Raw genomic sequence first — 20,259 nt, forward strand, 5'->3', positions numbered from 1 at the left:
AAAAGCTCCTCAAAAAAAGAGTAAATAGATTTTATATTCTTGCAAAAGCAGCTGCAATATTAAATGCTAACAACGATGAATGCTCCCTATGCTTTCAAAAAAGTCTATAATCTCATAAGCAAAAAACCGAAATATAGTGTTTCGGATTTTTGCTTCTTATAAACTCTTGATTAACCAACAATTTCTACCTCAGAAAACCAAAAGGCGATTTCTGTTTTTGCCGTTTCAGCGCTATCGGATCCATGGACAGAATTTTCGCCAATCGATAAAGCATGAACCTTACGAATTGTCCCTTCTTCTGCATCACTAGGATTCGTAGCCCCCATTACTTCACGGTTTTTAGCTATTGCATTTTCGCCTTCCAAAACTTGTACAACAGTTGGACCAGAAGACATGAATTCAACCAATTCACTAAAAAAAGGGCGTTCTTTATGAACAGCATAAAAATTTTCAGCCTCACGTTTGCTCATCCAGACACGTTTAGACGCAATAACACACAAGCCCGCATCCTCAAGCATTTTAGTAATTGCGCCAGTCAAATTACGACGGGTTGCATCTGGTTTAATCATCGAAAAAGTACGCTCTAAAGCCATTTAACCACCTTTATTTCATTTATAATATTCTCTCGCCATTTCTATAGCGAGCAAGAAGCGATTTGCCAAGTGACTCTGCAAAAATCTACACAAATTCTCAAAAATATAGAATGAATTATAAAGAAAACTTTGATAGAAATACCTGTAATTGCTCATCCCATCATAAAAATGCGCTACCGAATCCCAGTAAATATTAAACCTTTTTACATAATCCTAAATGCCTCTCATCAAATTTATCATTGAAGCAATAAAAAGTCATAAGAAAAGCCTAACATGCAAAATATATACCTTTTGAAAGCCTTCTTCTTTCAAGAGGACGAACCTAGACACCTCGATCTAGGTTTGGAAATCCTTCTACACACATTGAGATCAATTACAAAATAATCATATAATTAGAAACTGTAGCGTACACCTAAAATACCCTGAAGGGACTGTTTTGTTTTACGTCCTTTAACATAATGTGCCTCACCATATAACTTTAACTTCTCACTCACTAAACTGCTCAAACCGATTCCTAACTTACCTGCATTACCCGATAAGTCAGTGGTAAATGAATGCCGTTGATTAATCAATGTATGGTTGTCATCTTTATGCTCACGCAACCATGCTGCTGTAATATACGCAAGTGATGAGGAATCTATACGAGAACCAAATTCATATCCTAAAGATATGCCAACCTCACTGCGTAATGAAGTGAATGGACGCATGTCACCTATCATGTCATTCGATAACTTAATTTCTTTACCCTCAACTTGTAACCATGTAAATTGTCCATAAGGCTGCAACCAACTGTTCTTTGACGTCTTAAGTCGATAACCTGCTTCAAAGGAGGTGCCCACCGCCCATTGCCTATAACTTCCTTCAATCCCTAAACCGTTCGTTGAAACTGCCTTTAGAGTATTTTGATAATGATTATATTTTAAAATACCATCGAGATACCATCCACTATGATCCAAATAAGTGACATAAGCACCAATGCCATAAGTATTGATACCGCTCATACCACCCCGTGCATGCGTAATGCGTACGCGGTCATAACTGCCAAAACCACCTATATAAAATTCCCCATTTTCCCACTCGCTTAAACTATTGCCCCCTAAAACAATACCTGTCTGATCCAACTTAAAATCTATATGCTCTGTAGCAATACTCTCTTTAGACTTGATCGCATAGGTCCATAAAGCTGCATTCTTTTTACTTTTATCTAGAATTCCTCTTCCCGCACGCACGGTTTGCATTTCATTGTGAAAAACCATCGCTGGAGCCACAGACATAGACAATACCGCATCTGTAGAGGGAGTGGTTAAAAACTGAGAAACTGAAAGTGCCTCTCTCAATTGTGGAGAAGGTTGTTCTTTATGAACTGGACGCAAAATCATTTGATCAGCTAAAGATTGTGAAGATTCTGAAACAGCAGTTTGTTGTTTTACTTCAGAAAGAGGATGAAAACCTGATGGAGGTAACGCTACAAGAGTCTGATTTTCTTGAGAGGAAGATACAGAAACACTTGAGACATTCTGTACCCCTCTTAAATGACGTGGAGGTCGTGGTTTCGCTGGTTGTTTTGTAGTAGGTTTACGAGAACCGGTATTTTTTCCTCTAGAAAAAGCGCCTTGATCAGACAATGCAAGAGGAACCTTCGTTTTCTTGTTTACACACTGTGCTTCAGTATTCGAACGTGTTGTACCTTCAGAGGCTCTTCCTAAATACCAAATTGTAGCACTACCACCAGAATCAGCACATCTATTTCTCTTCAGCAATTGATATTGATAGGCTCCACCATCGACAGCTGTAATGTCCTTACCCGAAAAATCTGCCAGAGTAAAATTAGCGCCTCCATTGTGGCTCCTATCAGTAATTAAATTAATCCCTGTGACCAAACTATTCTTTTGTGAGAGAGGACCTGTAATTTCACGACCAGAATCTGCAACACTTATTTTGTGATTACCTGCGCCCTCATCAATCGACAAGTAATCGCTCGAATCCCCAGTAGTACTAATATTGAATCGAAAATGTAAATTCCCTGAAAGTTTCTCAACATGAAGTGAAATATGTCGTGGATCATACGGTATAGAAGTAAAAATAACAGTTCCTCCCTGCCCCCCTAAATCTTTAATTTCAATCTGAGGTTTTTCTCCTATATTCCGCTCACCAACCTCAAATATTGTTTCATCAGCTCTTCTTTCTATAGGAATTTTTTTCTTAGTCGTATGATTTGTCCTATCACCAGCAAATAAATAAAGTTCTCCGTGATCATTGACCCTTACTTCTCCAACGACTTCTTGTACACCAACATGGAACCACGATTTAGCAAAGCTGTTAACAGTCAGACCATCCACCAACCCTTTAGGATATACAACTTGAATAGCATGATCTTTCAAATTAGTAGCATAAGATTCTCCTAACGCTAAGACGTGCTGTCTCCCATTCCCAGAGACCTCAGCATACATTGATTTCCCCCCCTCTTTTCTTTCTCCCGAGTAAAGATTTTGTTCTCCGTTATTTCCCACTTTCGTATACCAAACCCACGCTCCATCATACACATTCTGCTGTCCCACTACCCCACCTTCCCCCGAAACTGTGGAATTATATGCACTACTTTTTCTCTCTACGCTTGTAAGATCAATATTTGGCTCTTCATGAATAAACTGCTGACCTCCCAAAATTTTGGCGTTCATTGCAATTCCTGCACGTGTAACTATTTGCATCCCTCCTTTTTTAATAGTGGAACCTACAGAAGTTTTTCCATTTTCAACAAGCTCTACATCACCATATTCAATCGTAATATTATTTTTGAAAAAACTAGCAATCTGTTCTAATTTTTTTTGTTCCTCTTCTCTATTTCCCACATGTGTTGCTCTTGTTAGCTCTCCCTTCCTGTTTTCAACTGCACTTGCAATTTGTACAAGACAACTACTGATCATCAATACTGAGAAACTTAACTTATGTTTATACTGCATTATCGACACTCCACTCTCAATTATTTAGAAAAATATCCTACGGATACGTAGGTAACTCGTCTTAGATTGTATCGTAATGTGTTTTATTTATGTTTAAAAACACTTTTAAAGTGTATTTTTAATATATACAACTTTAAGTTGTTTATTTATAAGCAGTTAGAAAGTTCTAACTTAAGGCAGAAAATGTGAATAAAATTCAAATTGTTAAATTGAATTCAAGGAACAATTTGCAATATTTGAAGTTATAGATGAAAAAAAAACGCTCGTGCCTTCAAAGGAGAGTATAAAGATATCCTTACTGTTTGAGAAGATCTCTACACTCTTAAGAAGACAAAATCGAGCGTTATCTGTTTAAGCTTGCAAAGCAATTACATTCATAAAGTTAATCAGTCGTGCACACACATATTTAGAAACTGTAGCGTAATCCTAAAATACCTTGAAGAGCATTCTTAATCTTATGTCCTTTCAGATAATGTGCTTCCGCATAAAGTGTTAGTTTATCATTGACCGTACCGTTTAAACCAATTCCCAATTTACCCGCACTACCTGATAAATCTGTAATAAATTTATACTGGTTATTAATTGTCACATGATTATTATTTATATTCTCACGCAACCAAGCTGCCATAATGTAAGCTGTTAATGAAGTTTCTGAATTCACAAAAAATTCATGCCCTGCAGTTAATCCAACTTCACTACGGAATGAAATCAATGGGCTTAGATCACCTACCATTCCATTAGAAAGTTTTATTTTTTTACCTTCAACCTGTAGACCTGTTAGCTTGATATAAGGTTGCATCCAAGTATTTTGCGCTGGTGTAAAATAACAACCAATCTCAAATGATCCACCTATCGCCCACTGATTGTAATGACTTTGAATAGCTAAGTTATTCGTTGAGATAGCTTTCAAATTATCTCGGTAATAATTATATTTCAAAACACCATCCATATACCATCCACGATGATCAAAATAAGTTGCGTAAGTTCCAATACTATAGGAGCTCAAATCGCTGTCACCACCTCGTGCATGAGAAATACGTGCTTGATCATAACTACCGAAACCACCGACATACAACTCTCCATGCCTTAATTCATTCAAATGATCAGCACCAAAGACTAAACCTGTCTGCCCAAGCTTAAAGTGTGTATGGCCTGTCGCAACACGTTCTCTGCTCTTAATCCCATAAGTCCATAGTTCGATATCTTTCTTATTTCTGTCCCAAATTTTTCTACCATTCCGGACAATTTGCAACTCATTGTTAAAAACAAGTCCAGAAACTACAGATGATGTTAACACTGCATCTGTAGAGGGGGTTGTTGATGTTTCACCAGGAACAAAAGGATTTTCCGGATCTGGAATAGAGCTTTCTGGTCCACTGAGACGATCTGCTGATAAAAACCAAACTTTTCCATTTTCATCCTTTCTTTCTTTCAAATCATACATATAAGTTCCACCATCAATGGCGTTAATTTTGTCACCCTTAAGATCTGTCAGTGTAAAATGCGCTCCACCACTTTTATCCGTAATTAAATCACGCTTATTTGAAAAAGGATCCGTGATTTCAACTCCAGAATCAGCAACACTTATTGTATGTTTCCCAGAGCCTTTCTCAACTAAGAGATAATCACCACGGTTATGGGCAATCGTAGTATTGAACGCGAAATGTAAATTTCCTGAAAGATTATTCACATGAAGCTGAGAATAATATGGATCAGAACCTGTAAACGAAAAAATAACACTCCCTTCACCACTTAATTTTTGTATCAAAGAACTTTTTCCATCAAACTCATCAGTAATAGAATACAGTTTTGTATCTTTTCCATTTAAAATAATATCTTCGACTGTGGTACGATGTTGATCATTCCCAGCATAAAGATGGATCTGTCCAGAATGGTTTACCTGTGTCTTGCCTTCTAATGTTGCTCCAGCATGCACCCATGATTTTGTTTTGTCATTCATTGTTAGATTTTTTACAGATCCATCAGCATATATTTCCTGAATAGCGCTCTCATTTAAAGTAACTCCAATAGCTTTACCGCCTTTTAAGATACGCTGTTTACCACCGCCAAAAACTTCTGTGTCAAATGCAAAACCACCATTTTTAGCACTTTGAGATTTTTTTCCAACCTCTTGTACGCCACCTCGCATAACTTTCGTATCCCAAACTTTTCCGCCATCATATACTTTTTGTTGGCCTAGTATTTCATCTTGACCATAAATGATAGTATGAGCAGCGCTACTCCCTTTAACCTCTCCTTCAACATCCCCCTCCCCGAAAACAAGTTGCTCACCACCATAAATTTTAGACCCCTCTACTTTTCCGCCATTTCCAACACTTTGTTGCCCACCTTCTTGAACGACAGCATTTTTTGAAAAGCCTTGTTTTCCCTTTAAAGCCTCAACATTTTCAATTCCACCATATTCAATTTTACTATTCTCACTAAGACCTCCTGCATACACATAAAGCTCTGCACCATTCCTTACAGTGTTATTAATGGATCGTCCTGGGCTATCACTCTCGCCATCATTTGAAATGTATGCTTTACCTTCATTATCAAGGATATAATTTTCTAACATTGCCCCATCTTTAATGGAGATAAGTTCAGGCTTTTTAAGAAACGCAGTATTTTGTTCTTGTGCATTATATCCAGCATTGTCACGATGACTGCTGTCAAGCTCCTGTTGACTCGCAAACACTCTAGCACCCTTATCCATGATAAAATCGCTAGGCTTTTTTAAAAAGTCTAATTCATTGCGCATCCTTATAATAACATCATTAGATGCTCCAAGTATGCATCTGCCTGTTTTCATATCCTCATTGTATTGATCTTGAAATACTTTATCATTTTCATAACTTGAAGATTGACAAAAAAGTGCTGCCCCCCCCTCATTTGCAGCAGCAGCTTGCACAAAACAGCTGCTCAACATGAGTATCCAACAATGTCGTTTCCATTTATATTGTAGAGCCATATCCTCCCCCCTTCACGCCTGCATATACACTAAACGTAATTAGCTCTACAAAACATATTTTCAACCTTAGATTGCAAACAATCCTTCTTAAAAATCCTCCTTATCTCATAAAAAACTGTTCTTTACAGTTTTTTAAATACTTTTTTGATCAAGAATATAAGGGCGTTTTTATAGTGCTTCTTTAGCATTTCCTCGGAGTTTTCTTATCAAAGAAAAAAGTAATGCATAATAAAGTATATAAGGGTATACAGCTTATCATGAAAAGCGAAGCTGCATGCTCTGAAAAATTGTTCTCTGAACCTTCAATTAAAGACCTTTAAAAACAATCATACATTTAAAGATAACTAAAAAATAACCATATAATTAAAAACTATAGCGTACACCTAAAATACCCTGAAGGGACTGTTTTGTTTTACGTCCTTTAACATAATGTGCCTCACCATATAACTTTAACTTCTCACTCACTAAACTGCTCAAACCGATTCCTAACTTACCTGCATTACCCGATAAGTCAGTGGTAAATGAATGCCGTTGATTAATCAATGTATGGTTGTCATCTTTATGCTCACGCAACCATGCTGCTGTAATATACGCAAGTGATGAGGAATCTATACGAGAACCAAATTCATATCCTAAAGATATGCCAACCTCACTGCGTAATGAAGTGAATGGACGCATGTCACCTATCATGTCATTCGATAACTTAATTTCTTTACCCTCAACTTGTAACCATGTAAATTGTCCATAAGGCTGCAACCAACTGTTCTTTGACGTCTTAAGTCGATAACCTGCTTCAAAGGAGGTGCCCACCGCCCATTGCCTATAACTTCCTTCAATCCCTAAACCGTTCGTTGAAACTGCCTTTAGAGTATTTTGATAATGATTATATTTTAAAATACCATCGAGATACCATCCACTATGATCCAAATAAGTGACATAAGCACCAATGCCATAAGTATTGATACCGCTCATACCACCCCGTGCATGCGTAATGCGTACGCGGTCATAACTGCCAAAACCACCTATATAAAATTCCCCATTTTCCCACTCGCTTAAACTATTGCCCCCTAAAACAATACCTGTCTGATCCAACTTAAAATCTATATGCTCTGTAGCAATACTCTCTTTAGACTTGATCGCATAGGTCCATAAAGCTGCATTCTTTTTACTTTTATCTAGAATTCCTCTTCCCGCACGCACGGTTTGCATTTCATTGTGAAAAACCATCGCTGGAGCCACAGACATAGACAATACCGCATCTGTAGAGGGAGTGGTTAAAAACTGAGAAACTGAAAGTGCCTCTCTCAATTGTGGAGAAGGTTGTTCTTTATGAACTGGACGCAAAATCATTTGATCAGCTAAAGATTGTGAAGATTCTGAAACAACAGCAGGTTGCTTTCCATCAGAAAAATGAAGAGGACTTGCTGGATATGCCCCTTCAATAATTTGACTTCCAAGAGTTGAAACAGTTAGAGATACAGAATCTGGAGATTTTTGCCTTAAGTTTTGGCGGTTTTCTCTTCGATGTAGCAACTTAATAGCATGCTCTTTTGTAACTGTAATAGTTGAAAGAGAAGAAACTGATTGATTTTGATTTAAATGCCACGCAGATCTACTCCTACTACGTGGCAAACTGTTGAGAAATGAAACATTATCAATAAATACCGCAGATAAATACCAAACTTTTTCACCCCCATCCTCATCAATTCTCTGTTTTAAACCATACATATAGATTCCGCCATCAATAGTTTTAACATTTGCACCAGAAAAGCTTCTCAGAGTAAAATGTGCTCCTCCACTTTGATCAACTATTAAATCAAGTTCTGTTGAAGAAGGATCAACAATTTCAATACCGGAATCTACAATACTTATTGTGTGAGAACCACGACCATTCTTGATAAAGAGATAATCACCCTCTCCTTCTGCAAGGCTAACATTAAAATCGAAATGTAGACTCCCAAAAAGATTATCAATATAAAGTTTAGAGTAATGTAAATCGGATTCTGTAGAAGTAAAAATAATATTTCCCACACCGCTTAGCTTCTTAATATAGATTTCTGTGTTTCCATATCCAGTAGAAATAGAGTATAATTTAGCGTTTTCTCCCTCTAAATTAATATCATCTACTGTTGTCTGAGAATTTTTATATTCAGTATAAAAGCTATTATTTCCAGCATAAATATGAACTTGTCCAAAATCATGAATCTTTATTTTTTCTTCCAACATCGCACCAGCAAAAACCCATGAATTGGCTCCTTCTTTAATTGTTAGATTTTTTACAATGCTACCAGCATGAACTTCTTGAGCAGCATGGCGGTGTAAAGTCACAATGTCCGCCTCTCCCCCTGCTAACAGCCGCTGTACCCCACCCGCGAAAACCTCAGTATTCACGGCTAAGCCACCACTTTTTTGTACAAAATTATCATCATCTGCAAACCATTTAGCAAGAGTTTGTATTCCTCCACTCATCACTTTTGTTCCCACCGCCATCCCATCATCATATACATTCTGCTGTCCCGGCGTGTCACCTTGACCATAAAGTGTCGTGTTATAAGTGCTACTTCCCACAATTTCACCATTTACATAACTATCTCCGAAAACAAGCTGCTCACCACCATAAATTTCAGCTCTCAATGCGGATCCTCCTCCCTCCACTCTTTGTTTTCCACCCTCGTAAATAATCGTAAATTCTGAGATACCCTGTTCCCCTACAATCTCTGAACCACCATTTTCAATTGTTGTATTCTTACTAAAACCACCATTCTTAACATAGAGTGTTGCAGTTTCTGGAACTGTATTATTAATGGATAATTTAAAATCATCCGTTTCTCCATCACCAACAATATAAACTATGCTATTGTCACCGAGTATGGAGTTTTGTAAAAATTTTTTACCTAGACCAGTAATGAAATCCTCTGCATAAAAATTGAAATCACCTGTATAAGAATTGGCTCTAGAATCTTCCGAAGGAGAAACAGTATTGTCTTGCTCAAAAGAGTTATCTATAGGCAACTCCGTATGAGATGGAGGAAAGATAGGAGTAGAAATTTTTTCCGATGTAGATGGTGTCGATAAAGACCAAATCTTTCCACCGTTATGATCTCTTTTCTTGAGAGCGTACATAGAGTAGACTCCATTATCAACAGTAGCTATCTCCTCACCCAAAAAATCTATCAGAGTAAAATGCGCATTTCCGCTTTGATCATGAATTAAATCAAGCTCCAAAACTAAGTTCTGATTTTGTAGAAGAGAATTGGTCATTTCAACACCAGAATCGATAACGCTGATGGTGTGATGACCTGCTCCTTTTTTTATAAGAAGATAATCACCGCGCTGTTCTGCAAAATTAGTATTAAACCTAAAATGTAAATTACCTGAAAGATTACCGACCTCAAGTTTAGAGTAATGTGGATTAAACACGGTAGAAGTAAAAATAACGCGTCCATCCCCGCTTAGATCCTCAATCAAAGAGCTTTCACCATCCATCTTGGAAGCAATAGAGTATAATGTGGTATCTTTGCCATTTAAAACAATTTTTTCTACTTCAGTATGAGATTGCTCAGCACCAGCATAAAGATAAATCCGTCCAGAATCATGAATCATGGTGTTTCCTTCTAGTGTTGCACCAGAATGTAACCACGATTGTGCTTGATCCTTAATCGTTAAATCTTTTACATAGCCTCCTAAATCTATTGCTTGAAAAGCATTCCCTTGTAAGAGAACACCAATCGCGATTCCTCCCGCTAAAACGTGTTGTTCTCCACCAGAAAAGATCTTCGTATCAAATGCAAAACTGCTATAATGGTCTAGATCTTCTTCCACAAAAAGATTTTGTACCCCTCCTTCCATGATCTTTGTGCTAAAAACCTCTCCATCATCATACACATTCTGGTATCCTAGCACTCCATGTTTACCAGAAACGACAGTGTCATAGGCGCTACTCCTTACCATCCCACCTTTGATATTAGACTTTCCTGAAACAAACTGCTCACCACCGTAAATTTTAGCCCCTTCAGCTTTTCCCCCATCTTCAACCTTTTGTTTTCCCCCTCTCTTAACTGTACTATCCTGTGAAAGCCCCTGTGTTCTAATAAGTTCAGTACCGCCTCTTTGAATTATCGTATACAGGCTAAAACCACCGTTATAAACGGAAAGCTTTCCAGCATCTTTAACTATATTACTAATTGAAGTTTCTCCATTGCTATCAACTTTCTCACTGTTACTATCAAAGCTAGGATCAGCAATCGTAATAATCATTCCCTTTTCAATTGTGCGTTCTATGAGATCATTCGATAATGAAGCCATCGCAGATGGTTGCAAGTTAAAATCAGAAAATAAAGAGGTATTTTCCTCATCAAGAGCATAATTCGCGTCTAAATACCAAATTTTACCACTTCTCTCATTTTTTCTATGTTTCAAACTGTACATGTATGTTCCGGCATCAATAGCTCTGATTTTTTCATCAAAACTGTTTGTCAGAGTAAAATGAGCGTTTCCACTATGATCAGAAATTAATTTAAGCTTTTTGTGGGAAGGGGTTGTAACCTCACCTCCAGAATCAGTAATACTTATTGTATGATAACCTGAACCACTTTCTTTAATAACAAGATAATCACTAAGATGCTTGGCAAAGTTGACATTCAACTCAAAATGTAAAAAACCTGATAGATTATCAATATTAAGCTTAGAGTAATGCTTATCAGCCCCAGAAGACGTAAAAATAACTCTGCCACTTCCAGTTAAATTCTGGATATTAACCTGAGAGAGAGTAGCGTTATTTTCAGTTGCAATGGAGTATAGCTTGGCATCTTCTCCATTTAAAATAAGATTTTCTACTTCCGTAACAGCTTCACCATTCCCAGCATAAAGATAGAGGTTGCCAAAATCATTAACATTTGTATCCTTATCTAATATTGCACCAGCAAAAACCCATGATTGTGCTTGGTGGTTAATTGTTAGATTATCCGCGTATCCAGAATCATATATCTTCTGAGTAGCTCTATCATATAAAGTAACTTCGCTCGCATTCCCTCCTGCTAAGATATTCTGCGCACCATTTTTAAAAAGTTCGGTACTAAGTGCAAAAGCCCCCTCATTGATTGTAAAATCCTCATTTTCTATACCAGCTGTATCAGTATCTTCTGAGAATCCGTTATTAAAATTCTCTTTACCATCAAGATTCTGGACACCTCCTTTCATAACCTTTGTATCAACAACCATCCCCCCACTATAGACACTTTGTAGTCCTAGGATTCCATCTTCAGCATAAATTTCAGTGTTATAAGCACTACTTTCCTTATCTTTACGCGACAAACCAGTTCCAAGGACCCCTTTACCAAAAATAATCTGCTCACCACCATAGATTTTAGCCCCCTCAGCATTTGCACCACTCTCAACAATTTGTTTACCACCTTTTTTAACAGTGGCATATTCTGAACTGCTCAGATTTTGGACGAATTCAATACCACCACTCTCAATTGTCGTATCCCTGCTAACACTTGCTGCATCAATGTAGAGTTTTCCACCTTCTTGAATCGTATTATTGATGGAATAGCCTGCATCTTCATATTTAAAGCTATTTATTTCAGAATCTTCAGAGTCACGATTAGTAATATAGACAGTAGCACCATCACTTATTATTGAATTTGTGAGTACTTCAAAGAATAGGCTTTCTAATCTCTTCCTTTCCTCTTCTGAAGACTTACTTCCTTCTACTATCTGTTTATTCTCAATCCTTTTTGATCCCCCTTTTTTTTCTTTTAATCCCCTCACTTCCGATAACATTTTTTTTGTCTCTTCTAGATGTGCACTGATACTTACTGGTGTTAATAACTTTTCTTTTGGTGTCGCTACTCCATCTGCACTCGCAATCTTGACAAAAAAACCGCTGGTCATTAACGCACAAAAACTTAATTTCAATTTGCGTTGCATTATTCACACTCCATAATTTCAAATTTAAGTTTCCCCTATTTAGAAAAAAGTGCATAGACCAAAACAACTCAATGCAATTGCTCAACCTCATGTTTTTTTAAGATGATAAAGCATTCGATGGACTAAACTCTGACAGATCAAATATACATCCTGTGTTTTAAAATACATACACAACTAAAAGATTTAATTTCTTTCAGATACGCTTAAAAAGTGTTATAATTACATCTATGAAAAATATTTTTGAGATACCAAAGGCTGATCTATAAATAAGATTGATCCCTCAATAGATAAAAATGGCATTAAACATTAAAGGAAACAGTAATATTAATGAGAGCAGCCTTTATATCCACATATTTCATCCTCTACAGCATTTAAAACAGTGTCTTTATTCTATTTAACTTGGATAATCTAAAGAACACTTATTCATGCTCATCAAGCCATAACCATTGTTTTAATATATAGGAAACATCATAATATCGACTCGACAGTGATTTGAAATTTTTATAATTATAGTCAGTTAACTCATCATTTGATTTGTCATATACTGAAAGGGACATTCTATTCATGTCTATAAACTTAGAAATGCAAGGTAAAAGCAACAGAAATTCCCCTCGTCGCATTTTGTTTGCAAGCCTTATTGGCCCAACAATTGAATTCTTTGATTTCTATGTCTTTGCCACTGCCGCAGCTCTCATATTTCCTCATGTGTTTTTTCCAACACAAAATGATCAGATTGCCATTTTACAATCTTTCCTGATCTTTGGAGCGGCCTTTTTTGCCCGCCCCTTTGGATCAATTGTTTTTGGACATTTTGGAGATAAAGTTGGAAGAAAAGCAACACTTATTGCTTCTCTTCTCACGATGGGTCTTTCAACAGTCATTATTGGTTTTCTTCCTACTTATGAAACCGCTGGATGGTTTGCCCCTTTCCTCTTGACCTTGTGCCGTATTGGACAGGGAATGGGATTAGGAGGAGAATGGGGAGGAGCTGTTTTGCTCGCAACAGAAAATGCCCCTCCAGAAAAGCGCGGCTGGTACGCGATGTTCCCCCAATTGGGTGTTCCAATCGGTTTATTTTTATCTATTGCCGTTTATTTAGGTCTGTTGCATTTCCTTGATCATGAAGAACTTTTAGCTTGGGGATGGCGCATTCCTTTTATTGCTTCAGTTGTTTTTATGATTATAGGATTGTGGGTCCGTCTTTCAATCAATGAAACTGTTCAATTCAAAAAAACTCTTGAAAGTAAGGAACGAGTCAAAGTTCCTATCATCGATGTCTTTTTAAAATGTCCACGAATCTTATTTCTTGGAATATTTTCTGGTATGGCAACATTTGTTTTGTTTTACTTGGTCACTGCTTATTTGTTAAGCTACTCAACAAACCATCTGCAATTGCCATTTTATCAAGCTCTTCAAGTCGAAATTGTTGGTGCTATTTTCTGTGGAATTTTTACTGTCATCACTGGAAGACTCGCTGATCGTATTAGACGTAGAACTTTGATGATTTGGGTTACAATCATCACCGGTATCTATTCTTTTGCAATTCCTTATTTCTTAAATTCTGGAGTTGTAGGAGTCCTTGCAATGTCTGTTATTGGTTTGTCTATCATGGGGATGATATACAGTCCTCTTGGTGCTGTTTTGGCTTCACCATACCCAACAGAAATTCGATATACTGGTTCTTCTATTACTTTCAACTTATCGGGTATCGTAGGAGCCTCTCTTGCGCCTTATATTGCAGAATATCTGGTACAGCATTTTGATACATCTTATATCGGCTATTATTTGCTTCTCGCTTCTTTTATTTCACTGATTTGCTTCGTCGGATTTACAGATGATGAAATATCCAACTAAAATATAATAAAGAAGAATAAAATAAGTACTGGCAGCAAAAATGCTGCCAGTTTCATTTTTAAAGACATGGGTTGCGGTATTTTCCACCACAATATTCCCGCGAACAAAGCGCTTAAAAAGAAAAATAAAAAATCTGCAATATTGCTTATATAAGCAACAGTAAACATTCCTGATAGGATATGTGTTGTTCCCAACCACGAAACGCAAAAAAAAGCCAATATCACAGCCCATAAAACAAGCAAAATTCGATCAATTATCATGATGCCGTTTCATTTTTTTAATTGTAGGCCATATCTTTAATATGCCTAAAAGAAAAATCACAATAAAAACCCAACGCCCTCCCCCTGATCCTTTCGCAATAAAAAGCGCTGGATTTACTATTCCTACCAATCCTATAAAAATCAGAACAACAGAGATGAGACGCATTAAACCTGTTTTTCCCAACAACGATCTTCAGTCTGTTGCCAATACGTTAAATTATGATTTTCCATTTTATATTTTTTCCACTGTGCACGAACAAGACTCAACTGCTCATCATTTCTACCATCAAATATCACAACAAGCCGTTGATAAGTATCAATATTCGAACATACGGCTCCCTCTATGAGAAAACGAATCTTTGAATCATTCGGATTTTCTTGTCCTGTCGTCAGAAATACAGGCTGAAAGTTTGAATATTGATCACACTCAGTTCCATGTCCAATAAATGATTCATCCGCATAAACCCATAAATGCATATCCATAGAATCGCGTTGTTCTTCACTTACACATTGTATTGTTACCTTACCAAAACGAGCCAATGCACGCTCTACAAGCGTTGGCAAAATATCTTTCAGCGTTGACTGCGTCAAATGATAGAATAAAATATCCAACCTCTTAAGCCCTCATCACTCTTTATAAAAAGCTAACATCTTTTTTAGAGAAACTTCCATACCCCCAATATAAAAGGAAACGGTTCAAGATATAAACCCTCTTTTTTGATTGAAATCATTATCTTTTTGCACATGTCTTTAAAAGACAAAAATTTTTATTTTCAACGTTAATAAAAAAGTTTTTTAAGTTATTTTCTAGATTCTTTGTAGACTATAGTTGAAAATAAAATATAATGTACGGAAAATTTAAAGAGGAACTCATAGGCAATTTTTTATTATTTATTTAGTTAAAATATCCAATTCATGGAAGGATATTTTTTCAAACTTTATTACATTCTAACCGAAAGCAGTAAAAATATTTGCTATCGAATTAAAGGCTGAGGATTTTCCCCAATTTATGCGTATTATTGAGTTCTACATCCTGAAACGTGTCCTCGTTTTGTTTAGTTCTGTCATGATTGCAGCAGTGGGCGTTAGTTGGACAGTACAAATTCTCGCACGGATAAACTTTCTCACAACAAGCAAACAAACACTCCTCACAGTCTTACAATTTTCACTCTCATTGGTTCCTTCTGTTATTTTTCTTGTCATTCCATTTGCATTAGTAATCGCAGTTACAACCATTCTTTCAGCAATGCATCAAGACTCAGAACTTGCTGTCATCAATGCCTCTGGTTTTCCTAAAAGTACTGTTTGGAAACCTATTCTTCTTCTTGCTATTGTTACATCCTGTATCTCCTTTTCTATAGCTAATTTTGTTGTTCCTCAAGCGCGTCTTCATATGCGACAAATGCTAGCAAGCGCTCATTTTGATCTTATTAATCTATTCATTAGTGAAGGAAGCTTCCAAAAACTCGCCAATAACCTTTACATAGAAATTGGCGAACGAAATCCAAATGGAACACTTGAACGCCTTTTCATTGCCGACCAGCGTGATCCTAAGACTGATCTTTTTTATTATGCAACAGACGCATCCATTGTGAGCAATAAAAACGGTAGTTTTCTGGTTCTCAATAACGGTGAAATAGAAAGAGTCAACCATCAGAATAACAGTGTTTCAATCGTTCAATTTAACTCATATACTTTTAGCCTAGGGGAGTTTATCCCCAGTGATAAAGCACCTACTCTTTATCCAAAAGATAGGTTTCTTTCTTATTTACAAAACCCTGATCCAAAAGATCCCTACTATCAACGAAAACCACTCCAATATAAAGCTGAGTTTCACCGCAGATTAACACAATGGCTCTACCCTATTGTTTTTTCACTTATTGCACTAGCAGCGGCAGGGGATGTATGCTCCCATCGACAAGCTCATCATTCCGCAAATTTCTCGGCAATTGCCCTTTCTTTTCTGGTGTATTGGATAGGATATTTTTTCGCAGAAAAAGCAAAGAACGATCTTGCATACGTTCCTCTCCTTTATATTATGCCCATAGGGACAAGCGCATTTGTCTTTTTTATGCTTTTAACGAATCATAAAATTGGGCTCTCTACAAAAGTTAATGAGATTATTCAAATCGCTTTTCAAAAAGTAATGAACAAATTTGAACATCGAAAATCTCAAGATTCCTCGGATGAAATATCATGATTGGGTGGACACTTGGACGATACTTTTTTATACGTTATCTTAAAATAACTTGTTATTTCTGGGGAAGCATTTTTGTTCTTGCTCTTTTAATCGATTTCACAGAGAACTCCGGCAGGCTATCCTCCATTCCGCATCATACAGCAAAAGATGCATTTTTCCTCTCTGTTTTACGCATCCCTTTTATCATGCAACAACTCATCCCTTTCATTGCACTCTTTTCTGCAATGGCAACACTTATCTCGCTCAACAAAAAACTTGAACTTGTTGTGACTCGTTCAATCGGTGTTTCGGCATGGCAATTTCTTATGCCAGCCTGTTTGGGAGCTTTTCTTTTGGGATTATTTTCAATTCTTCTCATTAATCCACTTGCTGCATGGGGATTTTCTCAAGCAGAAAAAAAGATGACTGAATGGCGCAATAACAATGTACTAACACCTCTTCATAATACAGATATCCACTGGTTAACACAACGTACAAATTTAGGCAGAACAACCATTGGTGCTAAATTTATCACTGACCAAGGACTTTCTCTTCTCGATGCAACCTTTGTACAATACAAGGACAACGCAACCGTCAAAAATTGGATTAATACCCCAAAAGCAACCTTGACTAATGGATCTTGGCTATTAACAAATGGAACAATCTATAAAATAGGGCATCCTCCTGAAAAATTTGCCGTGTTGCAAATAAAAACTAATCTAAAACCTGAATTTTTAACGGAACGTTTAGCGAATCCCGCCACTATTCCATTTTATCAACTGCCAAAAAAAATTATGATTGCACGTTCATTTGGCTATTCTGCTAATAAATTTGATATGTATTTCCAATCTTTGATTGCATTACCGGCATTACTTGTGGCAATGACCCTCATTGCAGCAACTGTATCTTTAAATTTTACACGTTTTGGGCAATCTAGAAAGTTGATTCTTGGTGGCGTAATAGCTGGGTTTATGCTTTATGTTATTTCCGTACTCGTTCAAGCATTTGGTAATGCTGGATATATTCCACCAATTATTGCAGCTTGGACACCTGTTGTTATTGCGTTATTCTTAGGAATCTCTTTTTTACTTCATAAAGAGGATGGCTAAGTGAAAGCATTAACGCTTAAAAAAATTATTTTAACAAAATTAAGTGCTCTCGCTTTTAAAAGTGTTATCGGGGTTATTTTAGGAGGCGCTTTGTCTTATTGTGCGCACGCTCAAAGCCTTATGTCTCCTTCTCAAAGTCGCATTCAAAATCCGGAACGTCCTCTTTTGCTCTCTGCGGATGAACTCATCTACAATCGTGATGAAAACACTGTTTCTGCACAAGGTAATGTCCAAATCGAATATGATGGCAATAAAGTTGTCGCTCAAAAAATTATTTACAATCAAAAAACAGGACGACTTATAGCACAAGGGAACGTTGAAATTACTCAAAAGGATGGTAATAAAATTTATTCCAACCAAATTGATATGACCAAAGATCTTGGCGAGGGTTTTGTAAACGCCTTACGTATTGATACAGCCAACAATGTTCACTTTTCAGCCCAAAATGCTACACGCAAAAACAATCACATAACAGTCTTTGAAAATGCAACCTATACAGCCTGTGAACCTTGCTCTTATAAACCAGATAGAGACGTCCTATGGAAAATTAAAGCAAGAAAGATCATATGGAATAATAGTATCAAAAAAATTCGGTTTGAAAATAGCAGTTTTGAAGTTTTTGGTGTCCCGATTATAAAATTTCCAAATTTTGAGATCTATGATCCAACTGTCAGGCGTGCTAGCGGTCTGCTTACTCCTCATTTTTTTTATACTGATTATCTCGGTATGGGGATAAAGAATTCTTATTTTTGGAATCTCGCCCCTCACTATGATTTTACCCTTTCTTCTACCGTTTATACCCAACAAGGGCTTTTAACCGAAGGGGAATGGCGTCAACGTTTAAAAATGGGCAGTTATAATATTCGCTTTGCTCATATATACCAAATGAAACAGCATAGATTTGATAATGATACGATTGATGCACAGCATAAAAACCGTTATATGCTGGCAACAAAAGGGGACTTTCGTATTAATTCACACTGGACTTATGGATGGGATATTCTTGCACAATCAGATCGGCATTTTAGTCGTGCCTATAAACTTGAAAACTATAGCAATCCTACACAACTTTCTCAGATCTATCTGAATGGTCTTGCAGGAAAAAATTATTTTGATATGCATTTTTATCATTTTAAAGTTCAAGATTCATTATTGAATGATCCTCATTATGAACGTCACTCTCGGCAAGCTTGGGTCCTACCGCGCATCGATTATTTTTTCACACTAGATGAACCCATTTATAATGGGGAGCTTACCTTCCATAGTAATATACAATCAATTTATCGTCGTCATGCTGACTTCAGTTCACACGACCAGAAGAGAAACCCTCTCAACATAGTAAGACTTTCTGGTATGGCTGGAAATAGTTTGCGTTTAACAAACGAGCTTCAGTGGAAAAAGCGCTTCAACACGCACAATGGCCTCATCTTAACCCCCCTTCTCTCTCTACGAGCTGATATTATTACAACCAATGCAAGCGAAAATTATACAGATTCTACAGAAAACAATGCCTTATCCGCAATTCATGGTTCAACAATTCGTGGCATGGCAACAGCAGGCTTGGAACTACGCTATCCCTTCCTCATTACAGCTGATCATTCTACACATATTATAGAACCAACCGCACAAATTTTTATACGCAATAATGAACAATATATTGGACAAATTCCTAATGAAGATGCTCAAAGCTTTGTCTTTGATGCAACCACTCTCTTTCAACGAGACAAATTTTCTGGTTATGATCGTGTAGAAGGTGGCACACGAGCCAATATAGGTCTAAGATATTCTGGAAGCTTTAATGACAATTGGTCTCTTTATGCTCTTGTTGGACAATCCTTTCATCTAGCAGGAAAGAATTCTTTTGCAGAAAAGGACTTTGTCAATGTCGGTATTCATTCTAGCTTAGAGGCAAAACGTTCAGACTATGTTGCAATGTTTGGTGCGACCCATAAAAGTGGTTTTTCCCTAGAAACGCGTGGACGCTTTGACAAAAAAACAGGAAAAATCCGCCGTAGTGAAATCGAAGCATCACAAAAATGGCAAAATTTTTGGGCGGCTCTACAATATGCCTATATCGCAAAGCAACCAGATTATGAATATCCTCAAGAGCGCCAAGAAATTTCTTTTCAAACAGGACTTAAACTGGCAGATTATTGGTCTATTAATAGCAACGCCGGTTATGATTTAGTATCTGGTACGTTTGTAAAGCGAGGAATTAGCTTGAATTATACAGATGAATGTTTCGGGTTAACATTCGGTTATCAACAGGTAACGAATCCAGGCAGGAAAACACCCTTGCAAAACTTTAATTTCTCTCTTTCATTGCGTACGATTGCAGATATCGGAAAAAAGATAGATTAATTTATAAAGAGAATGTATCAGTCATTTAACTTATCATTGTT

The 20,259-nt window shown here is 36.9% G+C and carries 11 protein-coding genes; 4 read left to right on the forward strand and 7 right to left on the reverse strand.

Annotated features, from left to right (window positions below):
* Window positions 1–170: 170 nt before the first annotated feature.
* From ndk to bafA (ACFIJP_RS00265), 4 genes are all read right to left on the reverse strand, one after another.
* Entirely contained in the window at window positions 171–593 is a 423-nt protein-coding gene (ndk, locus tag ACFIJP_RS00250) for a nucleoside-diphosphate kinase (RefSeq protein ID WP_375625004.1), read from the reverse strand.
* A gap of 392 nt (window positions 594–985) precedes the next feature.
* Window positions 986–3,553 (reverse strand): BafA family autotransporter, encoded by a 2,568-nt coding sequence (gene bafA / locus ACFIJP_RS00255; protein ID WP_375625005.1) that lies wholly within the window; start codon window positions 3,551–3,553, stop codon window positions 986–988.
* Window positions 3,554–3,959: 406 nt separating this feature from the next.
* Window positions 3,960–6,524 (reverse strand): BafA family autotransporter, encoded by a 2,565-nt coding sequence (gene bafA, locus ACFIJP_RS00260; protein ID WP_375625006.1) that lies wholly within the window; start codon window positions 6,522–6,524, stop codon window positions 3,960–3,962.
* Window positions 6,525–6,887: 363 nt separating this feature from the next.
* A complete protein-coding gene (gene bafA, locus ACFIJP_RS00265; RefSeq protein ID WP_375625007.1) occupies window positions 6,888–12,455 on the reverse strand; it encodes a BafA family autotransporter in 5,568 nt (1,855 codons plus the stop codon).
* Window positions 12,456–13,019: 564 nt separating this feature from the next.
* Between bafA (ACFIJP_RS00265) and ACFIJP_RS00270 the strand changes: the two genes are divergently transcribed.
* The gene (locus ACFIJP_RS00270) at window positions 13,020–14,309 is read left to right on the forward strand and encodes an MFS transporter (RefSeq protein WP_375625008.1); all 1,290 of its coding nucleotides are present in this window, start codon (window positions 13,020–13,022) and stop codon (window positions 14,307–14,309) included.
* On the opposite strand, the gene ACFIJP_RS00275 is transcribed toward ACFIJP_RS00270, so the two are convergent.
* From ACFIJP_RS00275 to ACFIJP_RS00285, 3 genes are read right to left on the reverse strand one after another with little or no spacing between them, the layout of a single operon-like run.
* Window positions 14,306–14,569, reverse strand: a complete 264-nt coding sequence (locus tag ACFIJP_RS00275) for a hypothetical protein (RefSeq protein ID WP_012754973.1) — start codon at window positions 14,567–14,569, stop codon at window positions 14,306–14,308. The genes ACFIJP_RS00270 and ACFIJP_RS00275 overlap by 4 nt on opposite strands.
* Window positions 14,559–14,753: a hypothetical protein gene (locus ACFIJP_RS00280; protein WP_375625194.1), complete on the reverse strand. Its 195-nt coding sequence runs from the start codon at window positions 14,751–14,753 to the stop codon at window positions 14,559–14,561. The genes ACFIJP_RS00275 and ACFIJP_RS00280 overlap by 11 nt, the downstream gene beginning before the upstream one ends.
* The gene (locus ACFIJP_RS00285; protein ID WP_330167384.1) at window positions 14,735–15,181 is read right to left on the reverse strand and encodes a DNA polymerase III subunit chi; all 447 of its coding nucleotides are present in this window, start codon (window positions 15,179–15,181) and stop codon (window positions 14,735–14,737) included. Before ACFIJP_RS00285 ends, ACFIJP_RS00280 begins: the two co-directional genes overlap by 19 nt.
* A gap of 397 nt (window positions 15,182–15,578) precedes the next feature.
* On the opposite strand from ACFIJP_RS00285, the gene lptF reads away from it, so the two are divergent.
* Genes lptF through ACFIJP_RS00300 form a run of 3 tightly spaced genes read left to right on the forward strand, consistent with a single transcriptional unit; the run spans window position 15,579 to window position 20,218 of the window.
* Entirely contained in the window at window positions 15,579–16,769 is a 1,191-nt protein-coding gene (gene lptF, locus ACFIJP_RS00290; protein WP_375625009.1) for an LPS export ABC transporter permease LptF, read from the forward strand.
* Window positions 16,766–17,857 (forward strand): LPS export ABC transporter permease LptG, encoded by a 1,092-nt coding sequence (lptG, locus tag ACFIJP_RS00295; RefSeq protein ID WP_375625010.1) that lies wholly within the window; start codon window positions 16,766–16,768, stop codon window positions 17,855–17,857. The genes lptF and lptG overlap by 4 nt, the downstream gene beginning before the upstream one ends.
* The gene (locus ACFIJP_RS00300; RefSeq protein ID WP_375625011.1) at window positions 17,858–20,218 is read left to right on the forward strand and encodes an LPS-assembly protein LptD; all 2,361 of its coding nucleotides are present in this window, start codon (window positions 17,858–17,860) and stop codon (window positions 20,216–20,218) included. It begins immediately after the preceding gene.
* Window positions 20,219–20,259: the final 41 nt, after the last annotated feature.

This window comes from Bartonella sp. MU37NMGALS (genome assembly GCF_042194015.1).
Classification (GTDB): Bacteria; Pseudomonadota; Alphaproteobacteria; order Rhizobiales; family Rhizobiaceae; genus Bartonella; species Bartonella grahamii.